Here is a 26,467-nt window from a genome sequence, read left to right as displayed (position 1 = left end):
TCCGCAGCGGCCACCCTGGATTGTCGATCAAGCCGCTTAATTGTTCACCATAACCAGCGCCGCGCTCTCGATGGTCGCGCGCAGCTGATCCGGAACCGGCACCGACTTGCCGGCGGCATAGTCGATCCACACGCAGCGCGCAGCGCCACGGGCATAGACGGTGTTCGGATCGTCGGCGCGCACGAGCTCGAACCCCGTGTCGAAGCTGCTGCGCCCGGGCGTCGCCACGGACATCCGGCCGATCACATCGCCGGGATAGTGCAACTGCTTGAGAAACTCCATCGATGCATTGACGATCACCGGCCCCTGCCCGTCGGCGTTGCTGCCGGCCAGACCCATTTGTTCGAACCAGGAAATCCGCACCTGCTCCATGTAACGGAAATAGACCGTGTTGTTCACATGGCCGAATGCGTCCATGTCGCCCCAGCGGATCGGCATCGACATCTCAAAAACTGCGTGAAAATCGCTCATCGTACTTCTTTAACGGGTTGAAACGAGGGTGAAACCGGCCAGTGAGCCGGCACAGACAGGGTGAAACGAGGCAAAGGTCCTCTGCGGCAACCCAGGTGTTGCATCAAGGCCCCAACGGCGCCCCAAAGCCATGTTCAGGCGAGCCCGAACCCATCGTCGGCGGCAATCACCGAGCCATTGATGAACTGCGATTCGTCGGCCGCCAGCAGCAGCAACAGCCCGTCCAGATCCTCCGGCTTGCCGACACGATGACGCGGCATCATCGACACCAGTTTCTGCCCCTGCTCGGTCGACCAGTGATGATGGTTGATCTCGGTATCGATATAGCCCGGGCAGATGGCATTCACGTTGATGCCGTGCTTGCCCCACTCCAGCGCCATGGCTTTCGTCATATGGACGACGGCGGCCTTGCTCATCGAGTACAGGCCGATCTGCGGCAACACGCGCAAGCCCGCCATCGACGCGATATTGATGATCCGGTACGACGGCTTCTGCGCACCATTGCCGCGCATGATCATGCGTTTGGCGACTTCCTGGGCGACGAAGAAAGCGCCGCGCGTGTTAGTGTCGAACACGTATTCGAAGTCGGCCGGCGTGACTTCCAAAAGCTTCTGCGTGGTCGACACGCCTGAATTGTTCACCAGAATGTCGATCGTGCCCGCCTCGGTTTCCGCGTGGGCAACGGCCGACTTGATACTCTGATAATCGGTGACGTCGAGCGAGACAACGTGCGCCGCGCCGCCGGCGGCCTCGATCTCGGCGCGCAGCTCCTTCAGACGCTCGGTGCGGCGGCTCGCCAGCACGACCTTGGCGCCGGCCTGCGACAACACTTGAGCAAAGCGCTTCCCCAACCCGCTCGAGGCGCCGGTGATCAGCGCGACCTTGCCTTCCAGATTGATCGAACGGCCCATAGTCGTTCCTTTGTTCGGTTGTTGTTACAGACGCGGTTGACAGATGCGGCAAGACCGTCACTGCGGGTCATACCGTATCACAGAAATAGAACGATCGTGCTAATCTCTGCTCATCTGGTTGCAGTGGCGGAGACCATCGCCCACAATACGATCCCGAAAAAAGCATTCTAACGGTAAGAAGAGGAGCATCAATGACCCCCGCAAGTCTCATTGAGCAATACGGTCCACGCGAGTCGATGGAATACGACGTCGTGATCGTCGGCGGCGGCCCGGCGGGCCTGTCCGCAGCGATCCGCCTGAAGCAGCTGGCGGCTGAAAAAGGCGTCGAGCTTGGCGTGTGCGTACTGGAAAAAGGCTCGGAGATCGGGGCGCATATCCTGTCGGGCGCGGTGATGGATCCGCGCGCGATCACCGAACTGATCCCCGACTGGAAGGAAAAAGGCGCGCCACTGACGGTCGACGTGACCGAAGACCGGTTCCTCTTCCTCACCGAAACCGGCTCGAAGAGCGTGCCGACCTGGGCGCTGCCCGACAACTTCAAGAATCACGGCAACTACGTGGTCAGCCTCGCGAACGTGACGCGCTGGCTGGGTCAGCAGGCCGAAGCGCTCGGCGTCGAGATTTTCCCGGGCTTTCCGGCGGCGGAGATTCTGTACAACGACGATGGTTCGGTCAAAGGTGTCGCGACCGGCAATCTGGGCATTGGCAAGGACGGCGAGCCGACTGAAAACTTCCAGCTCGGCATGGAGTTGCACGCGAAGTACACGCTCTTCTGCGAAGGCGCACGCGGGCATCTGGGCCGTCAGCTGAACGAGAAGTTCAAGCTGCGCGACGGCGCCGATCCGCAGGTGTACGGCATCGGTATCAAGGAACTGTGGGAAATCGATCCATCGAAACACAAACCGGGTCTGGTGATGCACACCGCCGGCTGGCCGCTGGAGAACGACACCTACGGCGGCTCGTTCCTCTATCACATGGACAACAACCAGGTGGTCGTGGGCTTCGTGGTGGGCCTCGGCTATACCAATCCGTACCTGTCGCCGTTCGAGGAATTCCAGCGCTACAAGACGCATCCGGCGATCCGCGCGATTCTGGAAGGCGGCAAGCGGGTCTCGTACGGTGCACGGGCGATTACGGCCGGCGGCCTGCTGTCGCTGCCGAAGCTGGTGTTCCCGGGCGGCGCGCTGGTGGGCGACGATGCGGGCTTCCTGAACGCATCGCGGATCAAGGGTTCACACGCGGCGATCAAGACCGGCATGCTGGCGGCTGAAGCGGCATTCGATGCGGTGCAGGCGGGACGCACCAGCGATGAACTCACGGCGTATCCGGAGTCGTTCAGGACTTCGTGGCTGCATACCGAACTGCACCGTGCGCGCAACTTCAAGCAGTGGATGAGCAAGGGCCTGTACCTTGGCACGCTGATGGTGGGCATCGAGCAGAAGCTGCTGGGCGGCAACGTGCCCTGGACGCTGCATCACCAGCATTCCGATCACGAGATGCTGAAGCCGGCGTCGCAATGCAAGCAGATTGTCTATCCGAAGCCGGATGGAAAACTGACGTTTGACCGCCTGTCTTCGGTGTTCATCTCGAACACCAACCATGAAGAGAATCAGCCGGCCCACCTGACGCTGAAAGATCCGTCGGTGCCGGTGAATGTGAACTGGCAGACCTATGCCGGGCCGGAATCGCGTTATTGCCCGGCCGCGGTGTACGAGTTCGTGAAGAACGACGACGGCAGCGAGCGGCTGGTGATCAACGCGCAGAACTGCGTGCACTGCAAGACCTGCGATATCAAGGACCCGACGCAGAACATCGTGTGGGTGACACCTGAAGGCGGCGGTGGGCCTAACTATCCGAATATGTGATTCGGTGTTTGTTTGCCGTGCGCGGAGCTCGTTCGTCAGTCCGCGTACGGCACGCAGTTAATCGCTCCGCGCAAACAAAAAATCCGCTGCGAGACTATTGCGAGCGCCACCGCAACGCAAAAAGCTCAAACGCCCCGCATCATTTCAATCCGCTCTCGCACTTTAGCCAGCACCGGCGCCCACGCGCCAATCTCAGGCTGTCGAAAGAGCTCAATAGAATCGTACCAGGGCGTGGTACGCGATTCGTCGCCCCAAAACCATGCCGACACATGATCGATCATCAAACACGTCGGCACGCCGAGCGCCCCCGCCAGATGCGCAGGCCCGCTATCGATCGTGACGACCAGATCCAGATTGGCCAGCAACGCAGCGACGTCGTCGAATCCGGACTGAAAATGGTGGGTCAGGTCGACCACATCGAAACGCTGGGCCCGCCACTGCGCGACCGTCTCGCTGCGCCCAGGCGATAACGCAAACCAGGTCACGCCCGGCACGCTCAATAGCGGCCCAAGTTGCTCGACGGGCACTGATCGCCGCCTATCGCGGATATGGTCAGGATTCCCATTCCACACCAAACCGACGTTGCGATTACCGGGCTTGCCGGCCGTGTGCGCTTGAACCCGTTCGCGCCATGCCTGCACGCGCGCGGACTCGGCGTTCAGATACGGCGCACCCCACCCCGCTGCATCGAAGACGCCAAGCCGCAGCGGCAAGCTCATCAACCCGCAATGGAAATCAGGCCGCGTTTCAAGGCTCGTTTCGAGCGGCAAGTCAGCAGGCAGCATCCGTTCGAATAGATGCCGCAATGGCCCGTCGTGACCGAAAATCACCCGCCCGCCCTCGCGGCGCGCCCGCTCGGCCAGCAGCGGCAGAAAACGCACCGCCCAAAGGCAGTCGCCGTTGCCTTGCTCGCCGTACACGATCAGCGTTTTGCCTTGCAGCGATTCGCCCTGCCAATGCGCGCTGATCGCAGCGAGCGCATGCTGCGCGCTAGTCAAATCATCCGCGAAGGCGACGCGTGATTCGTAATGCGGCCAGCCTTCGGCGAAACGCCCGGTGCGAATTTCGAGTTCCGACAGATCGAACAGCGCATGCACATTATTCGGCGACAACACCAGCACCTGCCTGAGCAACGCTTCCGCTTCCTGGAAACGAGCCTGTTCCTTGATGCACAACGCGAGCTTGTGCAGCGCCACCGGATTGCCCGGCACGATACGCACCGCTTCGCGCAGCAGCCGCTCGGCCGTGTCGAAGTCGTTGCGTTGTTGCACGGCGGCGGCACGCCAGATTAGCGGGTTGACGTCTTCGGCGTTCCGTTCGAGGAGCAGTGCGGTGGCGGAGTCGACGAACGCCCAGTCGCGTACGATGAACGCCGTCTGCGCAATCGTGTGAAGCAGTGTGGGGTCACAGGAGGGATCGAGCTGATACGCGCGCACGAGCGCCGCAAGCGCTTCGCGCCGGCCGGCTTTGTCGCGGCCGGCATCCTGCAACAGCGTCTGTGCAAACGCGAGGCAATCGGCCGCGCCGGCATGCGGCGAGGCGGCGCGAACCCGTAGATCCGCGAGTTGGCTATCTGCCGATGCGATGTTCGTATTGGTCATTACGAGGACGCGGCGCGCGCAGTACGAAGACGTTCAGCGCGCGCCCGGGTGCGCCCTTTAAGGCGCGCTCGCCGCGATCTTCGGCGTGCTGACGGCGACATCGCCGCATTGCGCACGGTGGCGCAACGCGTGGTCGATCAGCACCAGCGCGAGCATGGATTCGGCGATCGGCGTGGCCCGGATGCCCACACACGGGTCATGCCGCCCGAACGTTTCGACGATAGCCGGCTGCCCGGCCTTGTCGATCGAGCGGCGCGGGGTGCGGATGCTCGAAGTCGGCTTGATCGCAATGGATACCGTGACGTCCTGCCCGGTCGAAATACCGCCGAGCACACCGCCCGCGTGATTGCCGACGAAGCCCTCCGGCGTCAATTCGTCGCCGTGCACCGAACCGCGTTGCGCGACGCTGGCGAAGCCCGCACCGATCTCAACGCCCTTCACCGCATTGATGCCCATCATGGCGTGCGCGATGTCCGCATCGAGGCGGTCGAACAGCGGCTCGCCAAGCCCGACCGGCACGCCGGAAGCCACGACGTTGATCCGCGCGCCGATCGAATCGCCGTCTTTGCGCAACGCGTCCATGTAGTTTTCGAGTTCCGGCACGATCTCCGCATTCGGCACGAAGAACGGGTTCTCACGCACATGCGCCCAGTCGACGAACGGCACGTCGATCTCGCCGAGCGCCGCCATGTAGCCGCGGATCTCGGTACCGAATTTTTCGCGCAACCATTTCTTCGCCACTGCGCCGGCTGCCACCGTTGGGGCCGTCAGACGCGCCGACGAACGGCCGCCACCGCGATAGTCGCGAATGCCGTACTTTTGCCAGTAGGTATAGTCGGCATGACCGGGTCGGAAGGTGTCGGCAATATTGCCGTAATCCTTGCTGCGCTGGTCCGTATTGCGGATCAGCAGCGCGATCGGCGCGCCGGTGGTCTGGCCTTCGAACACGCCCGACAGGATCTCGACCTTGTCTTCTTCCTGACGCTGTGTGACGTGGCGCGACGTGCCCGGCTTGCGGCGGTCGAGTTCGAGCTGGATGTCGGCTTCGCCAAGCGCCATGCCCGGCGGGCAGCCGTCGATCACGCAGCCGATAGCGGGGCCGTGCGATTCGCCGAAGGTCGTGACAGTGAAAAGCGTACCGAGCGTGTTGCCGGACATGGGCGTCGTCCAAAGAAATGCGGGGAAGGCACTATTATGCCAGCCCGCAAAAGGGTCAGGGCCGCCATGCGCGCCGATCTATGTCGTTCGGACAAGTCTGCGGCGAGGCGGGCAGCAGGTGGAAGCGCAGAAATTCGCGCCGCAACGGGACACGACCGCAATTTTCGCGACGCCTCGGCTTGCGCTCCGGCCCCGGTCGGCAAGCCGCTACCGGCCGCGCTACTTCCTCGGCCCGCGCAACTCGGTGACGATCTGCTGAAGCAATTCCGGCGCCGCCTCAGCCGGATCGATCGGCTCGCCCACCGCCAGCGTCAGCCGGCTCATCACGCCCTTCTGGATCGGCCGCGGCCAGCGAATATCGTTGGCGCGCGAAAACACGCTGCCCCACAGTCCGCGCAGCGCCATGGGTATGACCGGCGCCGGCGTGCGATGGATGATCTCGGTCACGCCATGGCGGAACGGATTCATCTCGCCGGTTTTTGTAATCTTGCCTTCCGGGAAAATGCAGACCAGATCGCCCTCGGCGAGCGCCTCAGCGCAGCGCTCATAGGCGCGCGCCAGCAGCGCCGGATCCTGATGGGCAGGAGCGATCGGAATCGCCTTCGCGTGGCGGAACACCCAGCCGGCGAACGGCGACTTGAAGATCTGATGGTCCATCACGAAGCGGATCGGCCGCGGGCTCTCCGCCATGATGACGATCGCATCGACAAAGCTCACATGGTTGCACACCAGCACGGCGGCACCCTCTTCCGGAATCCGTTCGGCATGCACCAGACGAATCCGGTAGAACGTGTGCACCAGCACCCAGGCGATAAAGCGCAGCAAAAACTCGGGCACGAGCGAATAGATGTACGTCGCGACGACAATGTTCAGCAGCGCGGTCACGAGGAAAATCGCCGGAATGCTGAAGCCCGCCGCGGTCAGTCCCATTGCCATCAACGCCGAAACGATCATGAACAGCGAATTCAGAATATTGTTCGCAGCGATGATTCGCGCGCGGTGGCTCGGCTGGCTGCGGCTCTGGATCAGGGCATAGAGCGGCACGCTATAGAAGCCGCCGAACATGGCCAGCAGAAACAGATCGGCCAGCACGCGCCAATGGGCAGGCCGCACGAGAAATTCGCCGACGCTCAGCAGATGCCCGGCGGCCGGCAACGCATGACTTGCGAAAAACAGGTCGATCGCGAACACGCTCATGCCGATCGAGCCGAGCGGCACAAGGCCGATTTCGATGCGTCGCTTGGAGAGCTTTTCGCACAGCAGCGAGCCGATGCCGATGCCGATCGAGAACGTACCGAGGAGCACGGTCACAACATCCGGATCGGCGGACAGCACGTTTTTCGCGAAGCTGAAAAACGAAGACAGAAAGGTCGCGCCCACGAACCACAGCCAGGAAATCCCCAGCAGGCTCAGAAACACCGTCCGGTTTTCGCGGGCGAGTTTCAGGTTGCGCCACGTCTCGCTGACCGGATTCCAGTTGATGCGCAGATCGGGCTGCGGCGCCGCCGTGACCGGCACGTAGTTCGACACCAGCCGTCCCACCAGCGCAATCCCGACACATGCGCAGGCCAGCACCACGGCGCCATGCTCGACGAAACCCGCGCCCACGCCGCCGACGATCGTGCCGATCAGGATCGCGACGAAGGTGCCCATCTCGACCATGCCGTTACCGCCGACCAGTTCCGACTTCGACAAATGCTGCGGCAGGTACGAATACTTGACCGGTCCGAACACCGTCGAGTGGACGCCCATCAGAAACGTGCACAGATACAGCAGCGGCGCGCTATGCAGCCAGAAACCCGCGCCGCCGATCAGCATCACGACGATTTCGAAGGTTTTAACGAAGCGCGTGAGCATCGCCTTGTCGTACTTGTCCGCGATCTGGCCGGAGGTGGCCGACAGCAGCACGAACGGCAGAATGAAAATCGCTGAAATCAGGAACGCAGCCGTCTTCGGATCGACACCGGAAAAGCGCGCGGCCTGATACGTCACGAGCGATGTGAAGCCGATCTTGAACACGTTGTCGTTCATCGCGCCGAGGAACTGGGTCCAGAAAAACGGTGCGAAACGGCGCTGGCCGAGCAGCCGGAACTGCGACTCGTGCGACTCGTGAGGGCGGGCCGCACGGCGGGCGGCAGGTATTGGACGATCGCTCATGAAGTTCGTAGACGGGCTAAAAGCGCGCTAAAGGAGCAACAAAAGGGAAAGGGCCGGACACAAAAAAAGCGCACGCTTTCGCGCGCGCCTTGACCGCATCTTCATACTCACGGCAACGGCGCGAGCGCCGCGGTGAGCCACTGCCCGTTAGCGCGTGGGCTGCTGTTCCGGCTGTTCTTCCGGCCAGTCGCGGATATAGGCCTTGAGCATGCGGTTTTCGAAGCCCTGCTCTTCGACCACCGCCTTCGCAACGTCGTAGAACGAGATCACACCCATCAGCGTGCGGCTTTCCAGCACCGGCAAATAGCGCACATGATGCTCGAGCATCATGCGGCGAACCTCGTTGACATCCGTTTCCGGCGTACAGGTGAGCGGATGGTCGTCCATCAGCTTGCGGATCGTGAAGGTGCCGAGGCTGCCGCCGTGCTTGCTCAAGGTCAGAATAATTTCGCGAAACGTCAGCATGCCGACGAGGTCGCCGTATTCCATCACAACCAGCGAACCGATATCGTGCTCGGCCATGGTGTTGACTGCGTCGTGCAGCGTTGTATCTGGCGTGACCGTAAAAAGGGTGTTGCCTTTGACTTTAAGAATGTCGCTGACTCGCATGATCTGTCTCCGTGATGCCCGCAAGGCTGATAGTGCCTGATTGACTTTCGATCCTAGCGGAAAGGCTCATAAAAGGAAAGCGGCCCGCCCACCAAGGCGCAACGGGCGTTTGCAAGCCTGGTTCGGCGCCGTCCGGGCCGCGTGCATCGGGAAAACCGCGCTTGATGCGATCCATGCCGGTGATAGGATGGCCGCCACTTTCACCTTTCGCGAGGCCGTCCGTGGCCTCGCCGCCCAGGATGTCCGCCAACCGTTTCGATACGCTTGCGCTGCACGCCGGCGCAGCGCCTGACCCGACCACCGGCGCGCGCGCCACGCCTATCTACCAGACTACCTCGTTTTCGTTCCGCGACTCGGACCACGCCGCGGCGCTCTTTAACATGGAGCGCGCCGGCCACGTCTATTCGCGCATCTCGAACCCGACCGTGGCCGTGTTCGAGGAGCGCGTGGCCGCGCTGGAAAGCGGCGCGGGCGCAATCGGCACGGCCAGCGGCCAGGCCGCGCTCCATCTGGCGATCGCCACGTTGATGGGCGCCGGCTCCCATATCGTTGCCTCCAGCGCGTTGTACGGCGGCTCACACAATCTGCTGCACTACACGCTGCGGCGCTTCGGTATCGAGACGACCTTCGTCAAACCGGGCGATCCCGACGCGTGGCGCGCGGCGCTGCGCCCGAACACCCGCCTGCTGTTCGGCGAAACGCTCGGCAACCCGGGCCTCGACGTGCTCGATATCGCCACGGTGGCGCAACTGGCACACGAGCACCGGGTGCCGCTGCTGGTCGACTCGACCTTCACCACGCCCTATCTGCTCAAGCCGTTCGAGCATGGCGCCGACTTCGTCTATCACTCGGCGACCAAATTCCTCGGTGGCCACGGCACCACGATCGGCGGCGTACTCGTGGATGGCGGCACTTTCGACTTCGACGCATCCGGCCGTTTCCCCGAATTTACCGAACCGTACGAGGGCTTTCACGGCATGGTCTTCGCCGAGGAAAGCACCGTCGCGCCGTTCCTCCTGCGCGCCCGCCGCGAGGGCTTGCGCGACTTCGGCGCGTGCCTGCATCCTCAGGCCGCCTGGCAACTGTTGCAGGGCATCGAAACACTGCCGCTACGCATGGAACGGCACGTCGCGAATACGCGCAAAGTGGTCGAATTCCTGTGCGCGCACCCTGCTGTCGAAGCCGTTGCCTACCCGGAATTGCCGTCGCATCCGGACCATGCGCTCGCGAAGCGTATGCTGCCCCGCGGCGCGGGCGCGGTGTTCAGCTTCAATCTGCGCGGCGACCGCGCCGCGGGGCGCAGCTTCATTGAAGCGCTTTCGCTGTTCTCGCATCTCGCGAACGTCGGGGACGCGCGCTCGCTGGTCATCCATCCCGCCTCGACGACGCACTTCCGCATGGACGCCGCCGCGCTTGCCGCAGCCGGCATCGCCGAAGGCACGATCCGCCTGTCGATCGGCCTCGAGGACCCCGACGATCTGATCGACGACCTCAAGCGCGCGCTGAAAGCCGCGCAGAAGGCGAGCGGGACGACCGCGCCTCGGAGTGGGCCATCCGGTCCGTCCAGCGCGGCAACACACAGCGCCTCCAGCTCGTCCGCTGCTTCGGCCCACGGCAACGCCTCCGCCCCATCCGCCGATGCGGTCAATCCCCGCCCGGAGTCCGCATGATTCTCACCGTTCAAGGCAAGCCCGCTTACGCGTACACCGGCGGCAAACCGTTCGACCCCAGACTGCCGACCGCCGTATTCATCCACGGCGCCGAGCATGACCATAGCGTGTGGGCGTTGCAAACGCGTTACTTCGCCCACCATGGCTTCGGCGTACTGGCGGTCGATCTTCCCGGACACTGCCGCAGCACCGGCCCGGCGCTCACCGCCGTGACAGCAATGGCCGACTGGCTGGCCGCCCTGCTCGACGCTGCCGGCGCACAGCGTGCATTCGTGGCCGGCCACAGCATGGGCTCGCTGATCGCACTCGACTTCGCCGCCCGCTATCCGGAGCGCGTGACGCACCTGGCGCTGCTCGCCACCGCCGTGCCGATGGCCGTCTCAGACGCGTTGCTCGACGCAGCCCTGCATCGCGAGCCCGATGCGATCGACATGGTCAATCAATGGTCGCATTCGACGTTCGCCGCCAAGCCCTCGTGCCCGGGCCCTGGCTTCTGGCTGCACGGCATGAACCAGCGGCTGATGGAGCGTGTCTCGGCGAGCGGCGAGCCGTACCTGTTCCACACCGACTTCACCGCCTGCAATAGCTATGCGGATGGCCTCGCGCGCGCCGCCGAGGTGCGTTGCCCGACGCGGTTGCTCGTGGGCCGGCGCGATGCGATGACGCCGCCGCGCGCGGCCAAAGCGCTCGCCGAGGCGCTCCTGCAAGCCGGCGTACCGGTCGACACTGTCATGCTCGAAGCCGGCCATGCCCTGATGACCGAGCAACCGGATGCCACGCTCGACGCGCTGTTCAGCTTCGCCTCGAAGGCGGCAAGCGCCGCTCAATGAACGGCGCAATGAGCCGTTCAATAGCCGCCGCGAATCAGCACGATAAGCGCGCGGGTTGAAGCGCGCCATCGGCCGAATGGCCAGGTTGCGCGCATGGCCCGATAGCCGCACAATGGGTCAAGCCTGTCCTGTTTCGAGCGCGCCCCGGGCCTATCGGCGCGCGGCGAAGCACCCCCGGGAGCGACGGGCACGGAACCGGGTAGCGTCGACATTCGGAGGCTATGATGGCTCAAACCGCGCACACCGAACACTTCGCGAGTTTCGCGGAGTTCTATCCGTACTACCTGAGCGAGCATCGCAACACGGTATCGCGGCGGCTGCACTTCGTCGGTTCGCTCGGCGTGATCGGCTGCCTCGCCATGGCGCTCGCCACCGGTGACTGGCTATGGCTGCCGGCTGCCGTCATCTGTGGATATGGCTTTGCCTGGGTCGGGCATTTCTTCTTCGAGAAGAACCGGCCGGCTACCTTCCGGCATCCGCTTTATAGCCTGATGGGCGATTGGGTGATGTTCAAGGACATCTGCGTAGGGAAGATTTCGCTGTAGGTTGCTGCCGCTTCAGGCAGTCTGCTTAGGCGGCCTGCTCAGGCGGCCTGCTCAGGCAGCCTGCTCAGGCAGCCTGATGCGGCATTGAAGAAGTGCCCTGCTCGCTTTCCTCGGCGCGTGCTGCCCGCGCGGCGGCACGCGCCGCCAGCAGCGTAGCAAGCGTCATTTTCAACTTGTCGTTTTCCAGCGCTGCCAGAAGCGTCGGACCATCCACGCGCGTAGATTTCAGTTCAAGCTGATATTCGAGTTCCGCGCGATCGATCACGAACAGGTCGAACAAACGCTCAACCGTGACCTGCGCCGGATTTGCCAGCAGCAGGAAATGCGGGCGCGTGCCGTCCTCCTGCAAGCTCACAATCCACTCGGTCTCTTCGAGCTTTTGCAGCAGGTTGATCGTGGTGTCCATCTCGCGGCGAAGCATGCGCGAGAGTTCCGGCACCGTGTAGCCACGCTTGCCCGCATCGCGTGCTTCCGAGAGCCGCGCGAGGAGTTCTAGCGAATCGAACAGATCGCTGCCATCGAAAGTCGGCCGGTGAAACTGGCCAATGCGGATCGCCGGCAGTGCCGACGCGATCATTGCGCCAGCCAGCGCGATGAACCAGCATAGGTACATCCACAGCAGGAATAGCGGCACCGCGGCGAATGCACCGTACACCGCGGTGTAGGTGGGAATCCGCCGCACGTAATAACCAAAGCCACGCTTGGCGAGTTCGAAGGCGATCGCGGCAGCGACCCCGCCGATCACCGCGTCGCGCCACTCCACCCGGCAGTTCGGCAAAAACACGTAAAGCATCGTGAAGGCGAGCGCCGTCAACGGCAGCGCGGCGCCGGTCAGCGCCCAATCGAACACCGCCGGAATATGCTGGGTGGCCGTGAACGCCATGGAGCGCGTGAACAGATAGGAGGAAATCGACAGGCTCACGCCGATCAGAATCGGACCGAGCGTAATGATCGCCCAATAGACCAGAATGCGCTGCGCGACTGGCCGCGCCTTGCGCACCCGCCAGATCACGTTGAAAGCGGATTCCACGGTCATCATCGTCATGACGGCGGTGACGAACAGCAAAATCATGCCGATGGTCGTGAGGCCCTTGGCCTTCGAAGCGAACTGGTTCAGATAATCGAAAATCTGACTGTTGAACTGAGCAGGCATCAGATGGTCGGCGAGGAAAATCTGCAGCGACATCTGAAACGAGCTGAAAATCGGAAACGCGGTGAACAGCGCGAACGCGACCGTCGCGAGCGGCACGAGCGCGAGCATGGTGGTGAACGTGAGGCTGCCGGCCACCTGCGGAATGCGGTCTTCGCTACTGCGCTTCGCCGCAAACTGCGCGAGCCGTTTGAGCACGTCGAGATCGAAACGCACCCTGGACAACAAACCCACCTTCTTACCTCCTGGCTTCATAAAACGGCGTTTCAGGACCGTGCGCGACGCTTGGCCGAATGGCTATGGGTGGCCTGTTCAGCGAACCCAACCCCTATAATACCCGTTCACCGATGAGGCCTATGAAAGACATTCTCGTGCTCTATTACAGCCGCCACGGCGCCACGCGCGAGCTTGCGCTGGCGATCGCGCACGGCGTCGACAGCGTCCCCGGTATGCAGGCGCGCGTGCGTACCGTGCCGGCAGTTTCCACCGTCTGCGAAGCGACCCAGCCGGATATCCCCGCTGAAGGGCCGCCCTACGTCGAACTGCGCGATCTCGAAGAATGCGCCGGTCTCGCGCTCGGTTCGCCTACCCGCTTCGGCAACATGGCTGCGTCGCTGAAATACTTCCTTGACGGCACCACGCCGCAGTGGCTTTCAGGTGCGCTATCCGGCAAACCGGCCTGCGTGTTTACGTCCACCGGCAGCTTGCATGGCGGCCAGGAGTCAACGCTGTTGTCCATGATGCTGCCGCTTTTGCATCACGGCATGTTGATCGTCGGCATTCCATACACGGAGAGCGCGCTCTCCACCACGCAAACCGGCGGCACGCCCTATGGCGCGTCGCATTTCGCACGCGCGGGCACGGCCGAACAGGGCATCTCCGCCGACGAGAAGACACTTGCGATTGCCCTCGGCGCGCGCGTGGCGCGCACGGCGGCCTCCATGAGCGAACGGCCGTGAGCGTAACCGTTATGCCCGTGCAGCAAAAACGCGCCGCCGCGTTCGGCGCCACCGCCGCCCTCCTCGCGTTGATCGTTTTGTCCGTCGCATGGGAATGGTGGCTCGCGCCGTTGCGTCCGGGCGGCTCGGCGCTGGTGCTCAAAGCCGTACCGCTTCTGCTCGCCCTGCCCGGCGTGTGGCGGCGCCGGCTTTACACGCTGCAATGGGCGTCGATGCTGATCCTCCTGTATTTTGCCGAGGGCATTGTCCGCGGCTGGAGCGACCGCGGCCTGAGCGCCCGCCTCGGCTGGCTCGAAGTTGCCCTCGCCGTCGTTTTCTTCGTCTGCACGCTCGCGTATGTCGCACCGTTCAAGCGTGCGGCAAAACGGGCGGCGAAAGAGAACGCGAGGCAGAACGCCGAGCAGGCCAAGGGAAGCGCACCATGAAAACCAGGCTTGCCGAATAAGCTATCCGCCGAACACCCTGACCGACCAACATGACCCAAACCGCTTTCCTCACCGCCTGCCGCGACGCCATCGGCGCCGCCCAGGTGCTGACTGACCCGCACGATACCGCCCCTTACCTCACCGACTGGCGCCGCCGTTACACCGGCGCGGCCTGTGCGGTGCTCTGCCCGGCCACGCCGGGCGAAGTCGCGGCGCTCGTCAAACTCGCCGTCGAACATCGCATTGCCCTCGTGCCGCAAGGCGGCAACACCGGTCTGGCCGGCGGCGCCACGCCGGATGCAAGCGGCGCGCAGGCGGTCATCAGTCTGCGGCGTCTGAACCGCGTGCGCGACATCGATCCGCACAACAACACGATCACCGTCGAAGCCGGCGTCGTCCTCGCCGAAGTGCAAAAACACGCCGAGGAAGCCGGCCGCCTATTCCCCCTAAGCCTCGCTGCCGAAGGCAGCTGCACGATAGGCGGCAATCTCGCCACCAACGCGGGCGGCACCGGTGTACTGCGCTACGGCAATACGCGCGAACTGTGCCTGGGCCTGGAGGTGGTCACCCCGCAAGGCGACCTGTGGGACGGCCTGCGCGGACTGCGCAAAGACAACACCGGCTACGATCTGCGCGATCTGTTCATCGGCGCGGAAGGCACGCTCGGCATCATCACCGCCGCCGTGCTCAAGCTGCATCCGCAACCTGCTGCGCGCGTCACGGCGCTCGCCGCACTCGCGTCGCCGCATGCGGCGCTCGATTTCCTGTCGCTTACGCAACGCGTTGCCGGGCCGCTTCTGACCGGCTTCGAATTGATGTCGGATTTCTGTCTGCGGCTGGTGGGCCGGCATTTCGGGCAGATGCGTTATCCGTTCGCCGAGCCGCATGCGCAAGTCGTGCTGCTGGAATTGTCGGACAGCGAGAGCGAGGAGCACGCGCGTGCACTGTTCGAACGCCTGATGGAAACCGCGCTCGAAGAAGGCCTGGTCGAAGACGCGGTAGTCGCGGAAAACCTGGCGCAGTCGCGGGCATTCTGGAATCTGCGCGAACACATCCCGCTCGCGCAGGCGGAGGAAGGCCTGAACATCAAGCACGATATCGCAGTGCCGATTTCGCGGATTGGCCACTTCATCGAGGAAACTGACGCGGCGATCTCGCAAGCCGTGCCGGGCGTGCGCATGGTGACGTTCGGCCATCTCGGCGACGGCAACCTGCACTACAACGTGCAGGCGCCCGAGGGTGTCGACGCGAAGGCGTTCCTCGATAACTGGCAAAGCCCGATCAACCAGCTCGTCTACGACAGCGTGCACCGGCATCGCGGCAGCATCAGCGCGGAACACGGTCTCGGCCAGTTGAAGATCGACGAGGCGATGCACTACAAGCAGGACGTCGAGGTGCAGCTGATGCGCGCCGTCAAACACGCGCTCGATCCGCTCAACCTGATGAATCCGGGCAAGGTGCTACGCTAGGGATTAAAGCCTTCGCCGTCTGGTGCGAGGCCCATTGCAGGAGTCGCTGTCGTGAAGATTCGAGTGCTGTCCGATCTGCATCTGGAGTACGACGAGCCCGAGCTGATCCCGCATGCGCACGCGGATCTGATCGTGCTGGCCGGCGACATCCACAATCATGCGGCCGGCCCGCGCTGGGCCGCGCAAACCTTCGACGGCGCCGTGCCGGTGATCTACGTGCCCGGCAACCATGAGTACTACGACGGCGAATTCGGTGCGCTCGAAACGGCCCTCTACGACGCAGCCGCGCAAGTCGACAACGTGCATGTGCTGAACAATGCCGCGCTGGTCGACCCGCAAGGTCGCTGGCGCGTGCTCGGCACCACGTTATGGACCGACTTCGCGTTATACGGCGCGGATCCCGACACGATTGCCGGGTCCATCGACGCATCGCGCCGGGTCATGCTCGACTTCCGCGGCCTGATCCAGATGAACTGGCCGCACGACACCCAGGACTCACCGCGCGACTTCACGCCGGACGACTCCCTCGCATTGCACCGCCGGGCGCGCGCCTGGCTCGAAAGTGAACTGGCGAAGCCGTTCGACGGCAAGACGATCGTTGTCACGCATCACGCGCCGCATCGGCTGAGTCTCGCCGAGCGCTACGCGGAAGACCGCGTGTCGGCCGGTTTCGTCAATCATTTGCCGGAACTGGTGCGCTCGCCCGTCGCACTGTGGATTCACGGGCATACCCATACGCCCTTCGATTACACCGTGCACGGCACGCGCGTGGTCTGCAATCCACGCGGCTATCTCGACCGGCGCACCCGTCAGCCGGAGAATCCGCAGTTCACGTGGGACAAGGTCGTCGAGATATAGCGTCGGCTTGGGGCCGATCTGGGTAGCGCGGCCAGGCGCCGCGCACTAGGCTGTGGTTGTCGTTGGGCTCGGGTTCGAATCGGTCAAACCCGCCAGGCCGGTGATCTCCGGAGGTCGCTCATGTGCGGTCGAATCAGCCAGTATCGCGATCCACATCTGTACGCACGGCACCTCGGCCTGGCCGATCCGCTCATGCTGTTCGACGCCGCCGACCGCCGCCCCGGCTACAACCTCGCCCCGGGCACTCACCCGCTGGCGATTTACCCGGACCAAACGCTGCACGCGATCCACTGGGGTTATTGCCCGGACTGGGCACGCGCGCAGCATCTGCCGCAGACGATCAACGCGCGCGCCGAAACCGCGCCGCATACGCGCTACTTCAAAGATCTGTGGAAAACCGGACGCGTTCTGGTACCGGCGGATGGCTGGTTCGAATGGCGCACGGAAGCGGCGCACGGAACATCAAAGGGGGAAATGACGGAGGAAGCGGAAGCCGACTCAACAGTGCGCCAGCCTTACTTCGTGCATCTGAAAAGCGACCTGCCGATGTACCTCGCGGCCCTCTCGAGCGTACGCGGCACGGAACCGCAAACGGAAGGCATGGGATTGGTGATCGTGACGGCCACCGCTGACGCGGGTTTGATCGACGTACACGGCCGGCGCCCGCTGGTGTTCGCGCCGGAGGCGGCGCGCCGCTGGCTGGATCCGGCCCTGCAACTGGATGAACTCGAACAGCTTGCACGCAGCGCTTGCCTACCCGCCGCGCGGTTTCGCTGGCACCGGGTCGGCCCCGACGTAGACCGCACGCTCAACGACGAGCCGGGTCTGATCGAAGCGATGCCCTGAATGTGCGGAGCGGGGATCAAAACCTCAACGATCGCGCCGTTGCCCCTGCGAATCAGCGCCCTCGACCTTGATCGGCACCAGTCGCGGCTGCTGGTCACGCAGGCGGCGCAGCAGATCGCGCGATGCGGCGATTCCGATCAGTCCCAGCATGACGGCCACGCCGATCATCAGATGCGTATCCATGAATTCCTCGTCCTTCAATGATTGCGGTTGGTGCGATGTGCCGAACGGCGGCTAATTGAACGCGTCCGGTTGATGCGGCAGCGCATGAACCACACGTTAACAAATCGACCGCCATGCAGAAGTAAGGAAATGTTGCGACGCGGCACTTATGTAACAGGCTGTCACGCCACCCCGGCCTGAAATCGTCAACAATGGTCAACCGCCCGCGCGGGGTTGCTTCAAGTGCGCGCGAACCGGCGCAACTCTTCCTGGTCGACGGCCAGCGTGACGGGCAGTTCCTCGCGCAGGAATTCGACCCAGGTGCGAATTTTCGCGTCCAGATACTGCCTGGACGGATACAACGCGTACAGATTCATTTCCTGCGACGTGTATTCAGGTAACAGCCACACGAGTTCGCCGCTGCGCAAGCCGCTGATCGCCGAGTAGATCGGAATCAATCCGACCCCCATGCCGTTGCACGCCGCGACCGCCATGGCTTCGGCGACATTCACCTGAAACGTGGCCGGGCCGAGGGCGACCGTTTCCTCGCCATTCGGGCCGTCGAAGATCCATTTGTCGGTCGGGAACACCGGCGTGACCATTTGCAGGCAGGTGTGGCGCGCGAGGTCCGCGGGCGTTTGGGGCACGCCGTGCCGCTCCAGATAAACCGGCGACGCACACGCGATGCTAAACGCACTGCCCAGCCGCTGCGACACCAGCCCCGAATCCGGCAGGCCGGTTGCCAGTGTCAGCGACACGTCGAACCCTTCGTCGAGCAGATCAGGCATGCGCTGCGCGAGCGTCAGTTCGATATGCACGTCCGGATAGCGCTCCTGATAACGGCCCACCGCCGGTACCACATAGTGCTGGCCGAAGCTCGTCATTGCGTGGACCTTGAGCTTGCCGGACGGACGCGCGTGGGCGTCGCCGGCCTCCGCTTCCGCCTGATCCACGTACGCGAGGATCTGCTCGCAGCGCTGCAGATAGCGCTCACCCGCCTCGGTCAATGCGATACGGCGCGTGGTGCGGTTCAAAAGACGCGTGCGCAAGTGCGCTTCCAGGTCGGAAACCGCGCGCGACGCGTACGCCGTGGTCGTGTTCAGATGCTGCGCGGCACCCGTGAAACTGCCCGCTTCGACGACGCGGACAAATACGCGCATGTTTTGAAGCGTATCCATACTTTTCCTTGGTGATCGGTAGCGATTGTTACACGATTCGCAAAGGCGATTATCTCATAATCCGTAAAAATGCCTTGCATCTTTACCGGTTATTCCCCAATCAATCAAAAAATATAATGACGCACATGCTTCTATAGCCAATTTTGGAGGAAATCGTGCAGTCTCCGGTACAGAAAGGGATCGCCGCAGCCGCGGTTCTTACGATCCTATTAACAATCGCCGGCTGTGCCAATACCGGAGGCATCGCGCCGCAAGACAGCGGAATCGAGCCCTCCTCGCTCGACGCAGGCAACGCCATCCGGGCCGCCAACGCGGACGCCCAATGGCCGGCCGCCGACTGGTGGCGCGCCTATAACGATCCGCAACTCAACGAGTGGGTCGAAGCCGCGCAGGCGGGTAATCCGAGTCTCGCGGTCGCTCAGGCGCGCGTGCGCGAAGCCGTGTCGATGGCGGGCGTGGCCCGCTCGGCGCTCTCGCCGCAAGTCAACGGCAGCCTCTCGATCCAGCGTCAGAAATGGGCTGACAACGTCTATTACGGCCCGGGGCCGCTCGCAGGCGAGCAATCGTGGAACAACACCGGCACGCTGGGTCTGTCGTACAACCTCGATCTCTGGGGCAAGGACAAGAACGCTGCCGAGCGCGCGCTCGATGCCGCCCATGCGAGCGCGGCCGACTTCCGCGCCGCCCAGCTCGAACTGGAAGGCAACGTGGTGCGCACGTACATCGAACTGTCGATGAACTACGCGTTGCTCGATATCGCCAAATCCACGCTGCAACAGCAGCAGCAGATCGTCGACCTGGCGAACCGGCGTCTGAAAGGCGGCATCGGCACGCAGCTCGAAGTGAGCCAGGCCGAAACGCCGATGCCGGAATATGAACGCCAGATCGATGCGATCGAAGAAAAGATCGCACTCGGCCGCAATCAAATGGCCGCACTGGCCGGCAAAGGTCCGGGCGCGGGGGATGCGATCCAGCGTCCGGCGCTCGCGCTCGACAACGCACCCGCCGGCCTGCCCAGCGCCCTGCCCGCGGATCTGATCGGCCATCGGCCAGACGTGGTCGCGGCGCGCTGGACGGTCGCGGCACAAGCACGCGGCATCGACGTGGCCAAGGCTAACTTCTATCCGGACATTAACCTGCTGGCGTCGATCGGCGGCTATGCCGCGATGGGCCCGCTGTTCCAGTTCCTGAAAGACCCGTCGCATAGCTGGAGCGCGGGTCCGGCGCTGTCGCTGCCGATCTTCGACGGCGGACGGCTGCGCTCGCAGCTCGGCGCGGCGTCGGCAGGGTACGACGAGGCGGTGGACCGGTATAACCAGTCGATCGTCGGCGCGCTGAAGGACATCTCCGATCAGGTGATCCGGATCCGTTCGCTCGCGACCCAGGCGCAAGACGCCGACCGTTCGGTCGCCGCGGCGCGCAAGAACTACGACCTGGCGCGCGAAGGGTATCGGCGCGGTTTGACCGACTATCTGAACGTCCTGATCGCGCAAAGCCAGTTGCTGCGCGCGCAGGAAGGCGTCGCGAAGATTCAGGCCGAGCGGCTGGGCGCGCATGCGTCGCTGGTCACGGCGCTGGGCGGCGGACTCGACGAACCCGCCAATGGTCCGCAGGCAAACGAGACGTTGCCGGCGCATGGGAAGGGCAAGAGCCAGCCGGCGGCGGCTGCGGCTGCGGCTCCGTCGGGCGCGTTGGCGCACGCGGCCTCGGCTGACCGCGCCGGGACCACCGCACCGGCACCAGCCCAGGCCGGCACCACGCACGCCGCGGGGTCGTCCACCAACGCGCCCGCAGCTGAGTAAGGAAGCCGGCCATGTCAGCGTCCCCCTCTCCCGCCTCGCGCCCGGCATCGTTTGCCGCGCTCTACTCGGCCGCCGCCGACTGGGCGCGCACCGACGGTCTCACGTGGATCTATCTGTTCAAAGCGCTCGCCGCCTGCTTCCTCGCGCTCGGCATCGCGATGAAACTCGACCTGCCGCAACCGCGCACCGCGATGACCACCGTGTTCATCGTGATGCAGCCGCAAAGCGGGATGGTGTTCGCCAAAAGCTTCTACCGGATCTGCGGCACGCTGGTCGGCCTCGTCGTGATGCTGGCATTGATCGGCCTGTTCGCGCAGCAACCGGAACTGTTCATTGTCACGACCGCGATCTGGGTCGGCATCTGCACCGCCGGGGCCGCGCGTAATCGCAACTTCAAGTCGTACGGTTTCGTGCTGGCCGGCTACACCGCCGCGCTGATCGGCATTCCAGCCTCGCAGCATCCGGATGGCGCGTTTCTGAGCGCGCTCACGCGGGTGGCTGAAGTGGTGGTCGGCATCGTCTGCGCGGGCGCGGTCAGCGGGTTGGTGTTTCCGCAATTCGCCGGTTTGCAGATGCGCGGCACCGTGCGCGCGCGGTTCTCGGCGTTCGTCGAGTATGTGTCGGCCTCCCTGGGCGGCCGCAACGACCGGGCGCAGATCGAAGCGACGAATGCACGCTTTGTCGCCGACATCGTTGGATTCGAAGCGGCGCGCAGTGTCGCCGTGTTCGAAGGCCCCGATTCGCGGATGCGCGGCGGCCGTCTCGCGCGACTGAACAGCGAGTTCATGACCGCCTCGACGCGCTTTCACGCGCTGCATCAGTTGATGAACCGGCTGCGCGATACGAATACGAGCGGCGCAGCCATCGCGATCGAGGCGCTGGAGCCGTACTTCAAGGACATCGCCCCGCTGCTCGCGAAATCCGGCGAACCGGTGTTGAGCGCCGCGGACGCCGCCCACGCCGCCGCGCAACTCGAGGCGTACAAGGCCGAGCTGCCCAGGCGGGTGCGCACGACCCGTGCCGCGCTGGAAACGCAGCCGGATGCACCGCTGCTCGACTTCGACACCGGCGCCGAACTCCTGTACCGCTTCATCGACGATCTGCACGCGTACGTGGCCACCTATGCATCGCTTGCGGTCGACACGCACGAACGCGAACGCTGGATCGAGCGCTATGAGCCGAAGACGAACGGGATTGCCGCGGGCGTCGCCGGCTTGCGCGCGGCCATCGTCATGATGGTGCTCGGCGCATTCTGGATCGCGACCGCATGGCCGAGCGGCTCGACGCTGACGTTGGACGCCGCGGCGGTGTGCGCGCTGGCGTCGTCGTCGCCGAATCCGAAGCGCACGGCGTTCCAGATGGCGGGCGGCACGCTGGTCGCCTCGGTGATGGGCATGATCGCGGTGTACGGCGTGTATCCGCACATCGACGGCTTTCCGCTGCTATGCGCCGCGCTCACGCCATTCCTGCTGCTCGGCGTATTCATGACGACCCGGCCCGCGCTGGCCGGCTACGGCGTCGGTTACTGCATCTTCTTCTGCTTCCTGGCCGGCCCGGACAACCTGATTCACTACGACCCGAGCGGCACCATCAACGACGCGATCGCACTGGTGCTGTCGATGCTGGTGTGCGCGATTGCCTTTGCCGTGCTGCTGCCGCCCTCGACACCTTGGCTGCGCAACCGTCTGCTGATGGACCTGCGCCGCCAGGTAGCACTGGCAAGCCGGGCTGGGATGCGCCGGGTGCGTTCGCGCTTCGAGAGCGGCGCGCGCGATCTGATGTTCCAGATCAACGCGCTCGCGCAGAACGAACCCGAGCTCAAGCGCGACACCTTGCGCTGGCTGTTCTCGGTGCTCGAAGTGGGCAACGCGATGATCGATCTGCGCCGCGAGTTGGCGGCGCTGCCCGCCGACGCGCGTTACGCGAAGTCGATGCCGTGGCGCGTCACATTGCGGGCGATGCGCGACGCCGTGACCGCCCTTTTCGAACGGCCGCGCGCGGACCGCTTCGACCGCGCACTCGCCGCCACCACCGATGCGATTGCCGCGGTTCAACTGATGCTGGCCACCTTCACGCCACCACGTGAGGAGCGGCATCAACTGCAACGCATTTTGAGTCAACTGCATTTCATTCGTACCGCGCTGCTCGATCCGCAATCGCCGCTTGAACCGCTGATGAGCGGACGTGCCGACGCGTCAGAAGGAGTTCGTCATGCCACGTGATATCGCAGTTTTCGACGCCTACGTGCCGGCCATTGTGCTGCTGTTTATCGCGGGCGCCGCGCTTACCTGGGTGCTGGACCGCGTGATTGCCTATACGGGCATCTATCGCGTGGTGTGGCATCCGTCCTTGTTCCGGGCCAGCTTGCTCGTGTGTGTGTGCGGCGTGCTCGGTCTCGCCGTTTATCGTTGATCAGAGTCGAAACATGACCATCCGAAATATTGTTGGCTTCGTCGCGACAGCCATTATTTTTATCGTCGCGATTTTGATTGGGCGCGTGTTGTGGGTTCATTACATGGATGAGCCGTGGACTCGCGATGGGCGCGTGCGCGCTGAAATTGTGAATGTGGCGCCTGATGTTTCCGGTGCGGTTGTGGATTTGCCTGTTAAGGATAACCAACTGGTGAAGAAGGGGGATCTGTTGATGCAGGTCGATCCTTCGCACTATCAGATTGCTGTTGAGCAGGCTGAGGCTGCCGTTGCGGCGCGTAAGGCTGAGTTGCAGATGAAGCGCGATGATGCGCAGCGGCGGGCGGATATGGATGCTTTGGTTGTGTCCAAAGAGAGTCGTGAGAATGCTACTCATACTGCTTCTGCTGCTGAGGCTTCTTATCAGCAGGCGCTGGCTGCGCTTGATGCTGCGAAGTTGAATCTTGAGCGGACTCGGGTTGTTGCGCCGGTTGATGGGTATGTCACTAATCTGAATGTTTTTCGGGGTGATTATGCTACCGCTGGTTCAGCTAAGCTGGCGATTGTTGATAGTCATTCTTTCTGGGTTTATGGGTATTTTGAGGAGACTAAGCTGCCTCATGTTCGCGTCGGTGATAAGGCCGAAGTTCGGTTGATGAGTGGGGGGACCTTGCAGGGGCATGTCGAGAGCATCTCTCGGGGGATCTATGATCGGGATAATCCTGAGAGTCGTGAGCTGCTGGCTGATGTGAATCCCACCTTTAATTGGGTTCGGTTGGCACAGCGCGTGCCCGTGCGGGTGAGGATTGATTCTGTGCCCGATGGGGTTGTGCTGGCTGCTGGGATTACTTGTACTGTTGTTGTTACGCCGGGCTAAATGATTGGCCTTCGCGGCGCTTGGTGTCTGTGTGCCTGCGGCGTTGGCCTTTCCTTGTGTTCTTATTGGTCTATTAGCGTCGCCCCTGTGCGGGGCGGCACTCACTTCTCTTTGCCGGCCGCAAAGAGAAGTAAGCAAGAGAAAGCGGCTCACACCGCTAATTCTTAAGCGGGGCCCCCGCGCAGCCACGGTAGTGGTGCATCTGGAATCTGTGTTCCCGCACATTCGGCGTATGTGACAAAGGTGTCATCCGCTCCCACTCCGCACTGCGTGCGTCGCGGATGGGTATGCATGGGAAACCTAAGGTTTGGATCGCGTGTGGTCGATACCATCGGCTTCGCCTCGGCAGCGCGGTGCGCGCCAAGGCGGTGCCTTAGTTGCGAAGCTTCAAGCGCAGGGCTTCATTTGCAAGCCCCCATCCGTGGCCCGTCATTTCCCGCGCTTCGCGCGTTTATAACCTGAACTTTCCAACCATCTGCTTCAGGCCGCGGGCCTGGTCGTCCAGCGAGCGGGCCGCCGCTGTTGCCTGCTCCACCAACGCCGCGTTCTGCTGCGTGCCGGAATCCATCTGCGTTACCGCAAGGTTGATCTCTTCAATTCCCGCGCTCTGTTCCGATGACGCCGCCGAAATCTCGCCCATGATGTCAGTCACGCGCTTCACAGCCTTCACCACTTCGTCCATGGTCTGACCGGCGTCTTGCGCCAATGTCGAGCCGTTGCTCACGCGCTCTACCGACGCATTGATCAAACCCTTGATCTCCTTCGCGGCAGCCGCGCTGCGCTGGGCGAGATTGCGCACTTCTGCTGCAACCACCGAAAATCCTCGGCCCTCCTCGCCCGCCCGGGCAGCTTCCACCGCGGCGTTCAAGGCAAGAATGTTGGTCTGGAATGCAATCCCCTCGATCACGCCAATGATGTCGCCTATGCTCCGCGCGCTATCGTTGATCTCGTTCATCGTTGCAACCACGCGGCTCACCACGTCGCCGCCCTTTTCGGCAATCTCTGAAGCATTGTTGGCCAGCGTGCTCGCCTGCTTCGCGTTGTCAGCGTTCTGACGCACCGTGGAAGTCAGTTGCTCCATGCTGCTGGCAGTCCGCTCGAGTGCCATCGCCTGCTGCTCAGTGCGCTGCGACAGGTCGAGGTTGCCCATCGAAATTTCGCCCGACGCAGTAGCAATCGCGTCCGCGCTGGACGCAATGTCGGAGACCGTCGTCGCAAGGCCGCTTTGCATGTCGTGCAGGGCGTACAGCATGCTCGACTTGTCCTTGCGGCCCAATACGATCTGATTCGACAGATCGCCCGCCGCGATCCGGCTGGCAATTTCCTTGGCGTACGCAGGCTCGCCGCCAAGTTGGCCGGCAAGGCGTCGCACCACCCACTCGCTAATGCCGAACGCCAGCGCGATCAGCGCCACGGTCGTCACCGCGATCATCACGAACGACGAATGGAAGATAAAACCCGACGCCTCGATGGTCGCCTTCGCGGCGGTGCCGCGCTGCGCAACGAGTTCGTCAACGAGTTTTTCAAGCTTGCCGGTCTCGACCAGCAGCGAAACGTCCTGGGTGCCGACCTGCCAGTTCATCTGCGAAAGATCGAGCGGCTGCGCTTTCACGAGCGTCACGAAGTCACGCAAGTGGCCGCTCCATGCCGCAACGGCAGCGGCAAATTTCTTCTGCTGATCGACCGCCTTCGCGTCGGATGTGTCGACGTACTGTTGCAGCGTGCCGAGTTCCGTCGATAGGCCGGTCAATCCCTTGTCGATGTCGGCGCCGAGATCGTCGCGCTCCTTGGCAGTGGTCGCGGTGAGCAGCATCTTTTGTGCGCGGCTCGCGCGCAGCATGTGGCCACGCGCCTCTTCGGCAGCACGGCTCGCCACGTGGCCCTGGTCGTAGATCGATTGCGCGGAAGCGTTCAGGCGGCTGATCTGGGTCAGCGAAAACACGCCGATCACGAGCGTGCCGATCAGCAGCACGGCAAACGCAAGCCGCAGCATCGCCTTCACCGACAAACCCTTCAGCCGCACGCCACGCGCGCGGCTGCCCTGTCCATGCGACGGCGACAGCTTGCCCGTCGCTTCCCCTTCCGGTACGAACCCCGCGCCCGACTGGCCGCCCAGCGAAACTGCTTTCATATTCCTCGTCCCCACGTATCGCACTGCCGGAAAGGTCGGTTCCGGCATTGATGCTTATCTCTCCGGGTCTACGGCATAAACGCCCGCGATCTTTAACGCCGCTCGCGTCATGCCGACCGTCGTGCCCGGTCCTCGACGCATCGCTTTGTAAGCTTCGCGCCCGCGACCGTTTTATACATGGCCAAAAATCCCCAAACCGCATTTATCAGATGACTTGCCAACGACGCGTGGTAATGGCAACACACTCTCCACAAGCACCTTGGCGGTGCACCAGACGCCTAATTTCCGCGCAGCAGTGACGCCCGGACAGACCAATAAGTGTCCGATTCTCGACAAAACTTGTCCTTACATTTCAGGTAAGCCACATTAAACTTCGTCAATTGG

Annotated in this window: 23 protein-coding genes; 13 read left to right on the top strand and 10 right to left on the bottom strand. The window is 63.3% G+C overall.

Translation table 11 applies throughout. From position 1 onward, the window contains the following. Positions 1 to 36 precede the first annotated feature (36 nt). Both KHO23_RS05040 and KHO23_RS05035 read right to left on the bottom strand, forming a co-directional pair. On the bottom strand, positions 37 to 471 hold the full coding sequence (locus KHO23_RS05040) for an acyl-CoA thioesterase (protein WP_211609942.1): 435 nt from the start codon (positions 469 to 471) through the stop codon (positions 37 to 39). Positions 472 to 605: 134 nt separating this feature from the next. Beyond that, positions 606 to 1,382 carry an SDR family oxidoreductase gene (locus KHO23_RS05035; RefSeq protein ID WP_211609941.1) on the bottom strand — a complete coding sequence of 259 codons (777 nt, stop codon included), beginning with the start codon at positions 1,380 to 1,382 and terminating at the stop codon, positions 606 to 608. A gap of 191 nt (positions 1,383 to 1,573) precedes the next feature. Between KHO23_RS05035 and KHO23_RS05030 the strand changes: the two genes are divergently transcribed. After that, the gene (locus KHO23_RS05030) at positions 1,574 to 3,247 is read left to right on the top strand and encodes an electron transfer flavoprotein-ubiquinone oxidoreductase (protein WP_211609940.1); all 1,674 of its coding nucleotides are present in this window, start codon (positions 1,574 to 1,576) and stop codon (positions 3,245 to 3,247) included. 125 nt (positions 3,248 to 3,372) lie between these two features. On the opposite strand, the gene KHO23_RS05025 is transcribed toward KHO23_RS05030, so the two are convergent. The 4 genes from KHO23_RS05025 to KHO23_RS05010 all read right to left on the bottom strand — a co-directional run bounded on the left by KHO23_RS05025 (position 3,373) and on the right by KHO23_RS05010 (position 8,772). Beyond that, positions 3,373 to 4,848, bottom strand: coding sequence for a tetratricopeptide repeat protein (locus tag KHO23_RS05025; RefSeq protein WP_211609939.1), 1,476 nt, complete (start codon positions 4,846 to 4,848; stop codon positions 3,373 to 3,375). 57 nt (positions 4,849 to 4,905) lie between these two features. Continuing rightward, on the bottom strand, positions 4,906 to 6,006 hold the full coding sequence (gene aroC, locus KHO23_RS05020) for a chorismate synthase (protein WP_211609938.1): 1,101 nt from the start codon (positions 6,004 to 6,006) through the stop codon (positions 4,906 to 4,908). 219 nt (positions 6,007 to 6,225) lie between these two features. Beyond that, a complete protein-coding gene (locus tag KHO23_RS05015; protein WP_211609937.1) occupies positions 6,226 to 8,163 on the bottom strand; it encodes an MFS transporter in 1,938 nt (645 codons plus the stop codon). A 147-nt stretch (positions 8,164 to 8,310) separates the two neighbouring features. Further along, positions 8,311 to 8,772, bottom strand: coding sequence for a CBS domain-containing protein (locus KHO23_RS05010; protein ID WP_211609936.1), 462 nt, complete (start codon positions 8,770 to 8,772; stop codon positions 8,311 to 8,313). A 239-nt stretch (positions 8,773 to 9,011) separates the two neighbouring features. Between KHO23_RS05010 and KHO23_RS05005 the strand changes: the two genes are divergently transcribed. The 3 genes from KHO23_RS05005 to KHO23_RS04995 all read left to right on the top strand — a co-directional run bounded on the left by KHO23_RS05005 (position 9,012) and on the right by KHO23_RS04995 (position 11,817). Further along, on the top strand, positions 9,012 to 10,442 hold the full coding sequence (locus tag KHO23_RS05005; RefSeq protein WP_211609935.1) for an O-acetylhomoserine aminocarboxypropyltransferase: 1,431 nt from the start codon (positions 9,012 to 9,014) through the stop codon (positions 10,440 to 10,442). Continuing rightward, positions 10,439 to 11,272, top strand: a complete 834-nt coding sequence (locus KHO23_RS05000; RefSeq protein ID WP_211609934.1) for an alpha/beta fold hydrolase — start codon at positions 10,439 to 10,441, stop codon at positions 11,270 to 11,272. The genes KHO23_RS05005 and KHO23_RS05000 overlap by 4 nt, the downstream gene beginning before the upstream one ends. A gap of 224 nt (positions 11,273 to 11,496) precedes the next feature. Further along, positions 11,497 to 11,817, top strand: coding sequence for an Mpo1-like protein (locus KHO23_RS04995; RefSeq protein ID WP_211610349.1), 321 nt, complete (start codon positions 11,497 to 11,499; stop codon positions 11,815 to 11,817). A 64-nt stretch (positions 11,818 to 11,881) separates the two neighbouring features. Here KHO23_RS04995 and KHO23_RS04990 read toward each other — a convergent pair whose 3' ends face one another. Continuing rightward, complete coding sequence (locus KHO23_RS04990) at positions 11,882 to 13,222, bottom strand: YihY family inner membrane protein (RefSeq protein WP_211609933.1); 1,341 nt, start codon at positions 13,220 to 13,222, stop codon at positions 11,882 to 11,884. A gap of 101 nt (positions 13,223 to 13,323) precedes the next feature. Between KHO23_RS04990 and wrbA the strand changes: the two genes are divergently transcribed. The 5 genes from wrbA to KHO23_RS04965 all read left to right on the top strand — a co-directional run bounded on the left by wrbA (position 13,324) and on the right by KHO23_RS04965 (position 17,524). After that, positions 13,324 to 13,926, top strand: a complete 603-nt coding sequence (gene wrbA, locus KHO23_RS04985; RefSeq protein WP_115780521.1) for an NAD(P)H:quinone oxidoreductase — start codon at positions 13,324 to 13,326, stop codon at positions 13,924 to 13,926. A gap of 11 nt (positions 13,927 to 13,937) precedes the next feature. Then, positions 13,938 to 14,351: a DUF2069 domain-containing protein gene (locus KHO23_RS04980; protein ID WP_211610348.1), complete on the top strand. Its 414-nt coding sequence runs from the start codon at positions 13,938 to 13,940 to the stop codon at positions 14,349 to 14,351. A gap of 50 nt (positions 14,352 to 14,401) precedes the next feature. Continuing rightward, a complete protein-coding gene (locus tag KHO23_RS04975; RefSeq protein ID WP_211609932.1) occupies positions 14,402 to 15,820 on the top strand; it encodes an FAD-binding oxidoreductase in 1,419 nt (472 codons plus the stop codon). A gap of 51 nt (positions 15,821 to 15,871) precedes the next feature. Beyond that, entirely contained in the window at positions 15,872 to 16,678 is an 807-nt protein-coding gene (locus tag KHO23_RS04970) for a metallophosphoesterase (RefSeq protein ID WP_211609931.1), read from the top strand. 120 nt (positions 16,679 to 16,798) lie between these two features. After that, positions 16,799 to 17,524, top strand: coding sequence for an SOS response-associated peptidase (locus KHO23_RS04965; protein ID WP_211609930.1), 726 nt, complete (start codon positions 16,799 to 16,801; stop codon positions 17,522 to 17,524). A 24-nt stretch (positions 17,525 to 17,548) separates the two neighbouring features. Here the strand turns inward: KHO23_RS04965 and KHO23_RS04960 are convergent, their stop codons facing one another. Further along, positions 17,549 to 17,707: a hypothetical protein gene (locus tag KHO23_RS04960; protein ID WP_211609929.1), complete on the bottom strand. Its 159-nt coding sequence runs from the start codon at positions 17,705 to 17,707 to the stop codon at positions 17,549 to 17,551. A 218-nt stretch (positions 17,708 to 17,925) separates the two neighbouring features. Further along, positions 17,926 to 18,864, bottom strand: a complete 939-nt coding sequence (locus KHO23_RS04955) for a LysR family transcriptional regulator (RefSeq protein ID WP_211609928.1) — start codon at positions 18,862 to 18,864, stop codon at positions 17,926 to 17,928. 155 nt (positions 18,865 to 19,019) lie between these two features. On the opposite strand from KHO23_RS04955, the gene KHO23_RS04950 reads away from it, so the two are divergent. The 4 genes from KHO23_RS04950 to KHO23_RS04935 are packed head-to-tail and all read left to right on the top strand — an operon-like array spanning position 19,020 to position 23,952. Then, positions 19,020 to 20,666: an efflux transporter outer membrane subunit gene (locus KHO23_RS04950; protein ID WP_211609927.1), complete on the top strand. Its 1,647-nt coding sequence runs from the start codon at positions 19,020 to 19,022 to the stop codon at positions 20,664 to 20,666. 11 nt (positions 20,667 to 20,677) lie between these two features. Beyond that, positions 20,678 to 22,888 carry an FUSC family protein gene (locus KHO23_RS04945; protein ID WP_211609926.1) on the top strand — a complete coding sequence of 737 codons (2,211 nt, stop codon included), beginning with the start codon at positions 20,678 to 20,680 and terminating at the stop codon, positions 22,886 to 22,888. Then, the gene (locus KHO23_RS04940) at positions 22,878 to 23,078 is read left to right on the top strand and encodes a DUF1656 domain-containing protein (RefSeq protein ID WP_120290581.1); all 201 of its coding nucleotides are present in this window, start codon (positions 22,878 to 22,880) and stop codon (positions 23,076 to 23,078) included. The genes KHO23_RS04945 and KHO23_RS04940 overlap by 11 nt, the downstream gene beginning before the upstream one ends. 13 nt (positions 23,079 to 23,091) lie before the next feature. Further along, a complete protein-coding gene (locus KHO23_RS04935) occupies positions 23,092 to 23,952 on the top strand; it encodes an efflux RND transporter periplasmic adaptor subunit (RefSeq protein ID WP_211609925.1) in 861 nt (286 codons plus the stop codon). A 451-nt stretch (positions 23,953 to 24,403) separates the two neighbouring features. Here the strand turns inward: KHO23_RS04935 and KHO23_RS04930 are convergent, their stop codons facing one another. Further along, positions 24,404 to 26,083, bottom strand: a complete 1,680-nt coding sequence (locus KHO23_RS04930) for a methyl-accepting chemotaxis protein (protein WP_211609924.1) — start codon at positions 26,081 to 26,083, stop codon at positions 24,404 to 24,406. Positions 26,084 to 26,467: the final 384 nt, after the last annotated feature.

It is taken from the genome of Paraburkholderia haematera (genome assembly GCF_905220975.1).
Taxonomy (GTDB): domain Bacteria; phylum Pseudomonadota; class Gammaproteobacteria; order Burkholderiales; family Burkholderiaceae; genus Paraburkholderia; species Paraburkholderia haematera.
This window is presented reverse-complemented; position numbering and strand designations above follow the sequence as displayed.

What these genes read in the sequence shown, in the direction of transcription:
- KHO23_RS05025 (WP_211609939.1), bottom strand. Translation starts at nt 4,848, where the DNA reads ATGACCAATACGAACATCGCATCGGCAGATAGCCAACTCGCGGATCTA.
- KHO23_RS04975 (WP_211609932.1), top strand. Translation starts at nt 14,402, where the DNA reads ATGACCCAAACCGCTTTCCTCACCGCCTGCCGCGACGCCATCGGCGCC.
- KHO23_RS04980 (WP_211610348.1), top strand. Translation starts at nt 13,938, where the DNA reads ATGCCCGTGCAGCAAAAACGCGCCGCCGCGTTCGGCGCCACCGCCGCC.
- KHO23_RS04935 (WP_211609925.1), top strand. Translation starts at nt 23,092, where the DNA reads ATGACCATCCGAAATATTGTTGGCTTCGTCGCGACAGCCATTATTTTT.
- KHO23_RS05030 (WP_211609940.1), top strand. Translation starts at nt 1,574, where the DNA reads ATGACCCCCGCAAGTCTCATTGAGCAATACGGTCCACGCGAGTCGATG.
- aroC (WP_211609938.1), bottom strand. Translation starts at nt 6,006, where the DNA reads ATGTCCGGCAACACGCTCGGTACGCTTTTCACTGTCACGACCTTCGGC.
- KHO23_RS04930 (WP_211609924.1), bottom strand. Translation starts at nt 26,083, where the DNA reads ATGAAAGCAGTTTCGCTGGGCGGCCAGTCGGGCGCGGGGTTCGTACCG.
- KHO23_RS05000 (WP_211609934.1), top strand. Translation starts at nt 10,439, where the DNA reads ATGATTCTCACCGTTCAAGGCAAGCCCGCTTACGCGTACACCGGCGGC.
- KHO23_RS05005 (WP_211609935.1), top strand. Translation starts at nt 9,012, where the DNA reads ATGTCCGCCAACCGTTTCGATACGCTTGCGCTGCACGCCGGCGCAGCG.
- KHO23_RS04955 (WP_211609928.1), bottom strand. Translation starts at nt 18,864, where the DNA reads ATGGATACGCTTCAAAACATGCGCGTATTTGTCCGCGTCGTCGAAGCG.
- KHO23_RS04990 (WP_211609933.1), bottom strand. Translation starts at nt 13,222, where the DNA reads ATGAAGCCAGGAGGTAAGAAGGTGGGTTTGTTGTCCAGGGTGCGTTTC.
- KHO23_RS05040 (WP_211609942.1), bottom strand. Translation starts at nt 471, where the DNA reads ATGAGCGATTTTCACGCAGTTTTTGAGATGTCGATGCCGATCCGCTGG.
- KHO23_RS05035 (WP_211609941.1), bottom strand. Translation starts at nt 1,382, where the DNA reads ATGGGCCGTTCGATCAATCTGGAAGGCAAGGTCGCGCTGATCACCGGC.
- KHO23_RS04940 (WP_120290581.1), top strand. Translation starts at nt 22,878, where the DNA reads ATGCCACGTGATATCGCAGTTTTCGACGCCTACGTGCCGGCCATTGTG.
- KHO23_RS04995 (WP_211610349.1), top strand. Translation starts at nt 11,497, where the DNA reads ATGGCTCAAACCGCGCACACCGAACACTTCGCGAGTTTCGCGGAGTTC.
- KHO23_RS04945 (WP_211609926.1), top strand. Translation starts at nt 20,678, where the DNA reads ATGTCAGCGTCCCCCTCTCCCGCCTCGCGCCCGGCATCGTTTGCCGCG.
- KHO23_RS04960 (WP_211609929.1), bottom strand. Translation starts at nt 17,707, where the DNA reads ATGGATACGCATCTGATGATCGGCGTGGCCGTCATGCTGGGACTGATC.
- KHO23_RS04965 (WP_211609930.1), top strand. Translation starts at nt 16,799, where the DNA reads ATGTGCGGTCGAATCAGCCAGTATCGCGATCCACATCTGTACGCACGG.
- KHO23_RS05010 (WP_211609936.1), bottom strand. Translation starts at nt 8,772, where the DNA reads ATGCGAGTCAGCGACATTCTTAAAGTCAAAGGCAACACCCTTTTTACG.
- wrbA (WP_115780521.1), top strand. Translation starts at nt 13,324, where the DNA reads ATGAAAGACATTCTCGTGCTCTATTACAGCCGCCACGGCGCCACGCGC.
- KHO23_RS05015 (WP_211609937.1), bottom strand. Translation starts at nt 8,163, where the DNA reads ATGAGCGATCGTCCAATACCTGCCGCCCGCCGTGCGGCCCGCCCTCAC.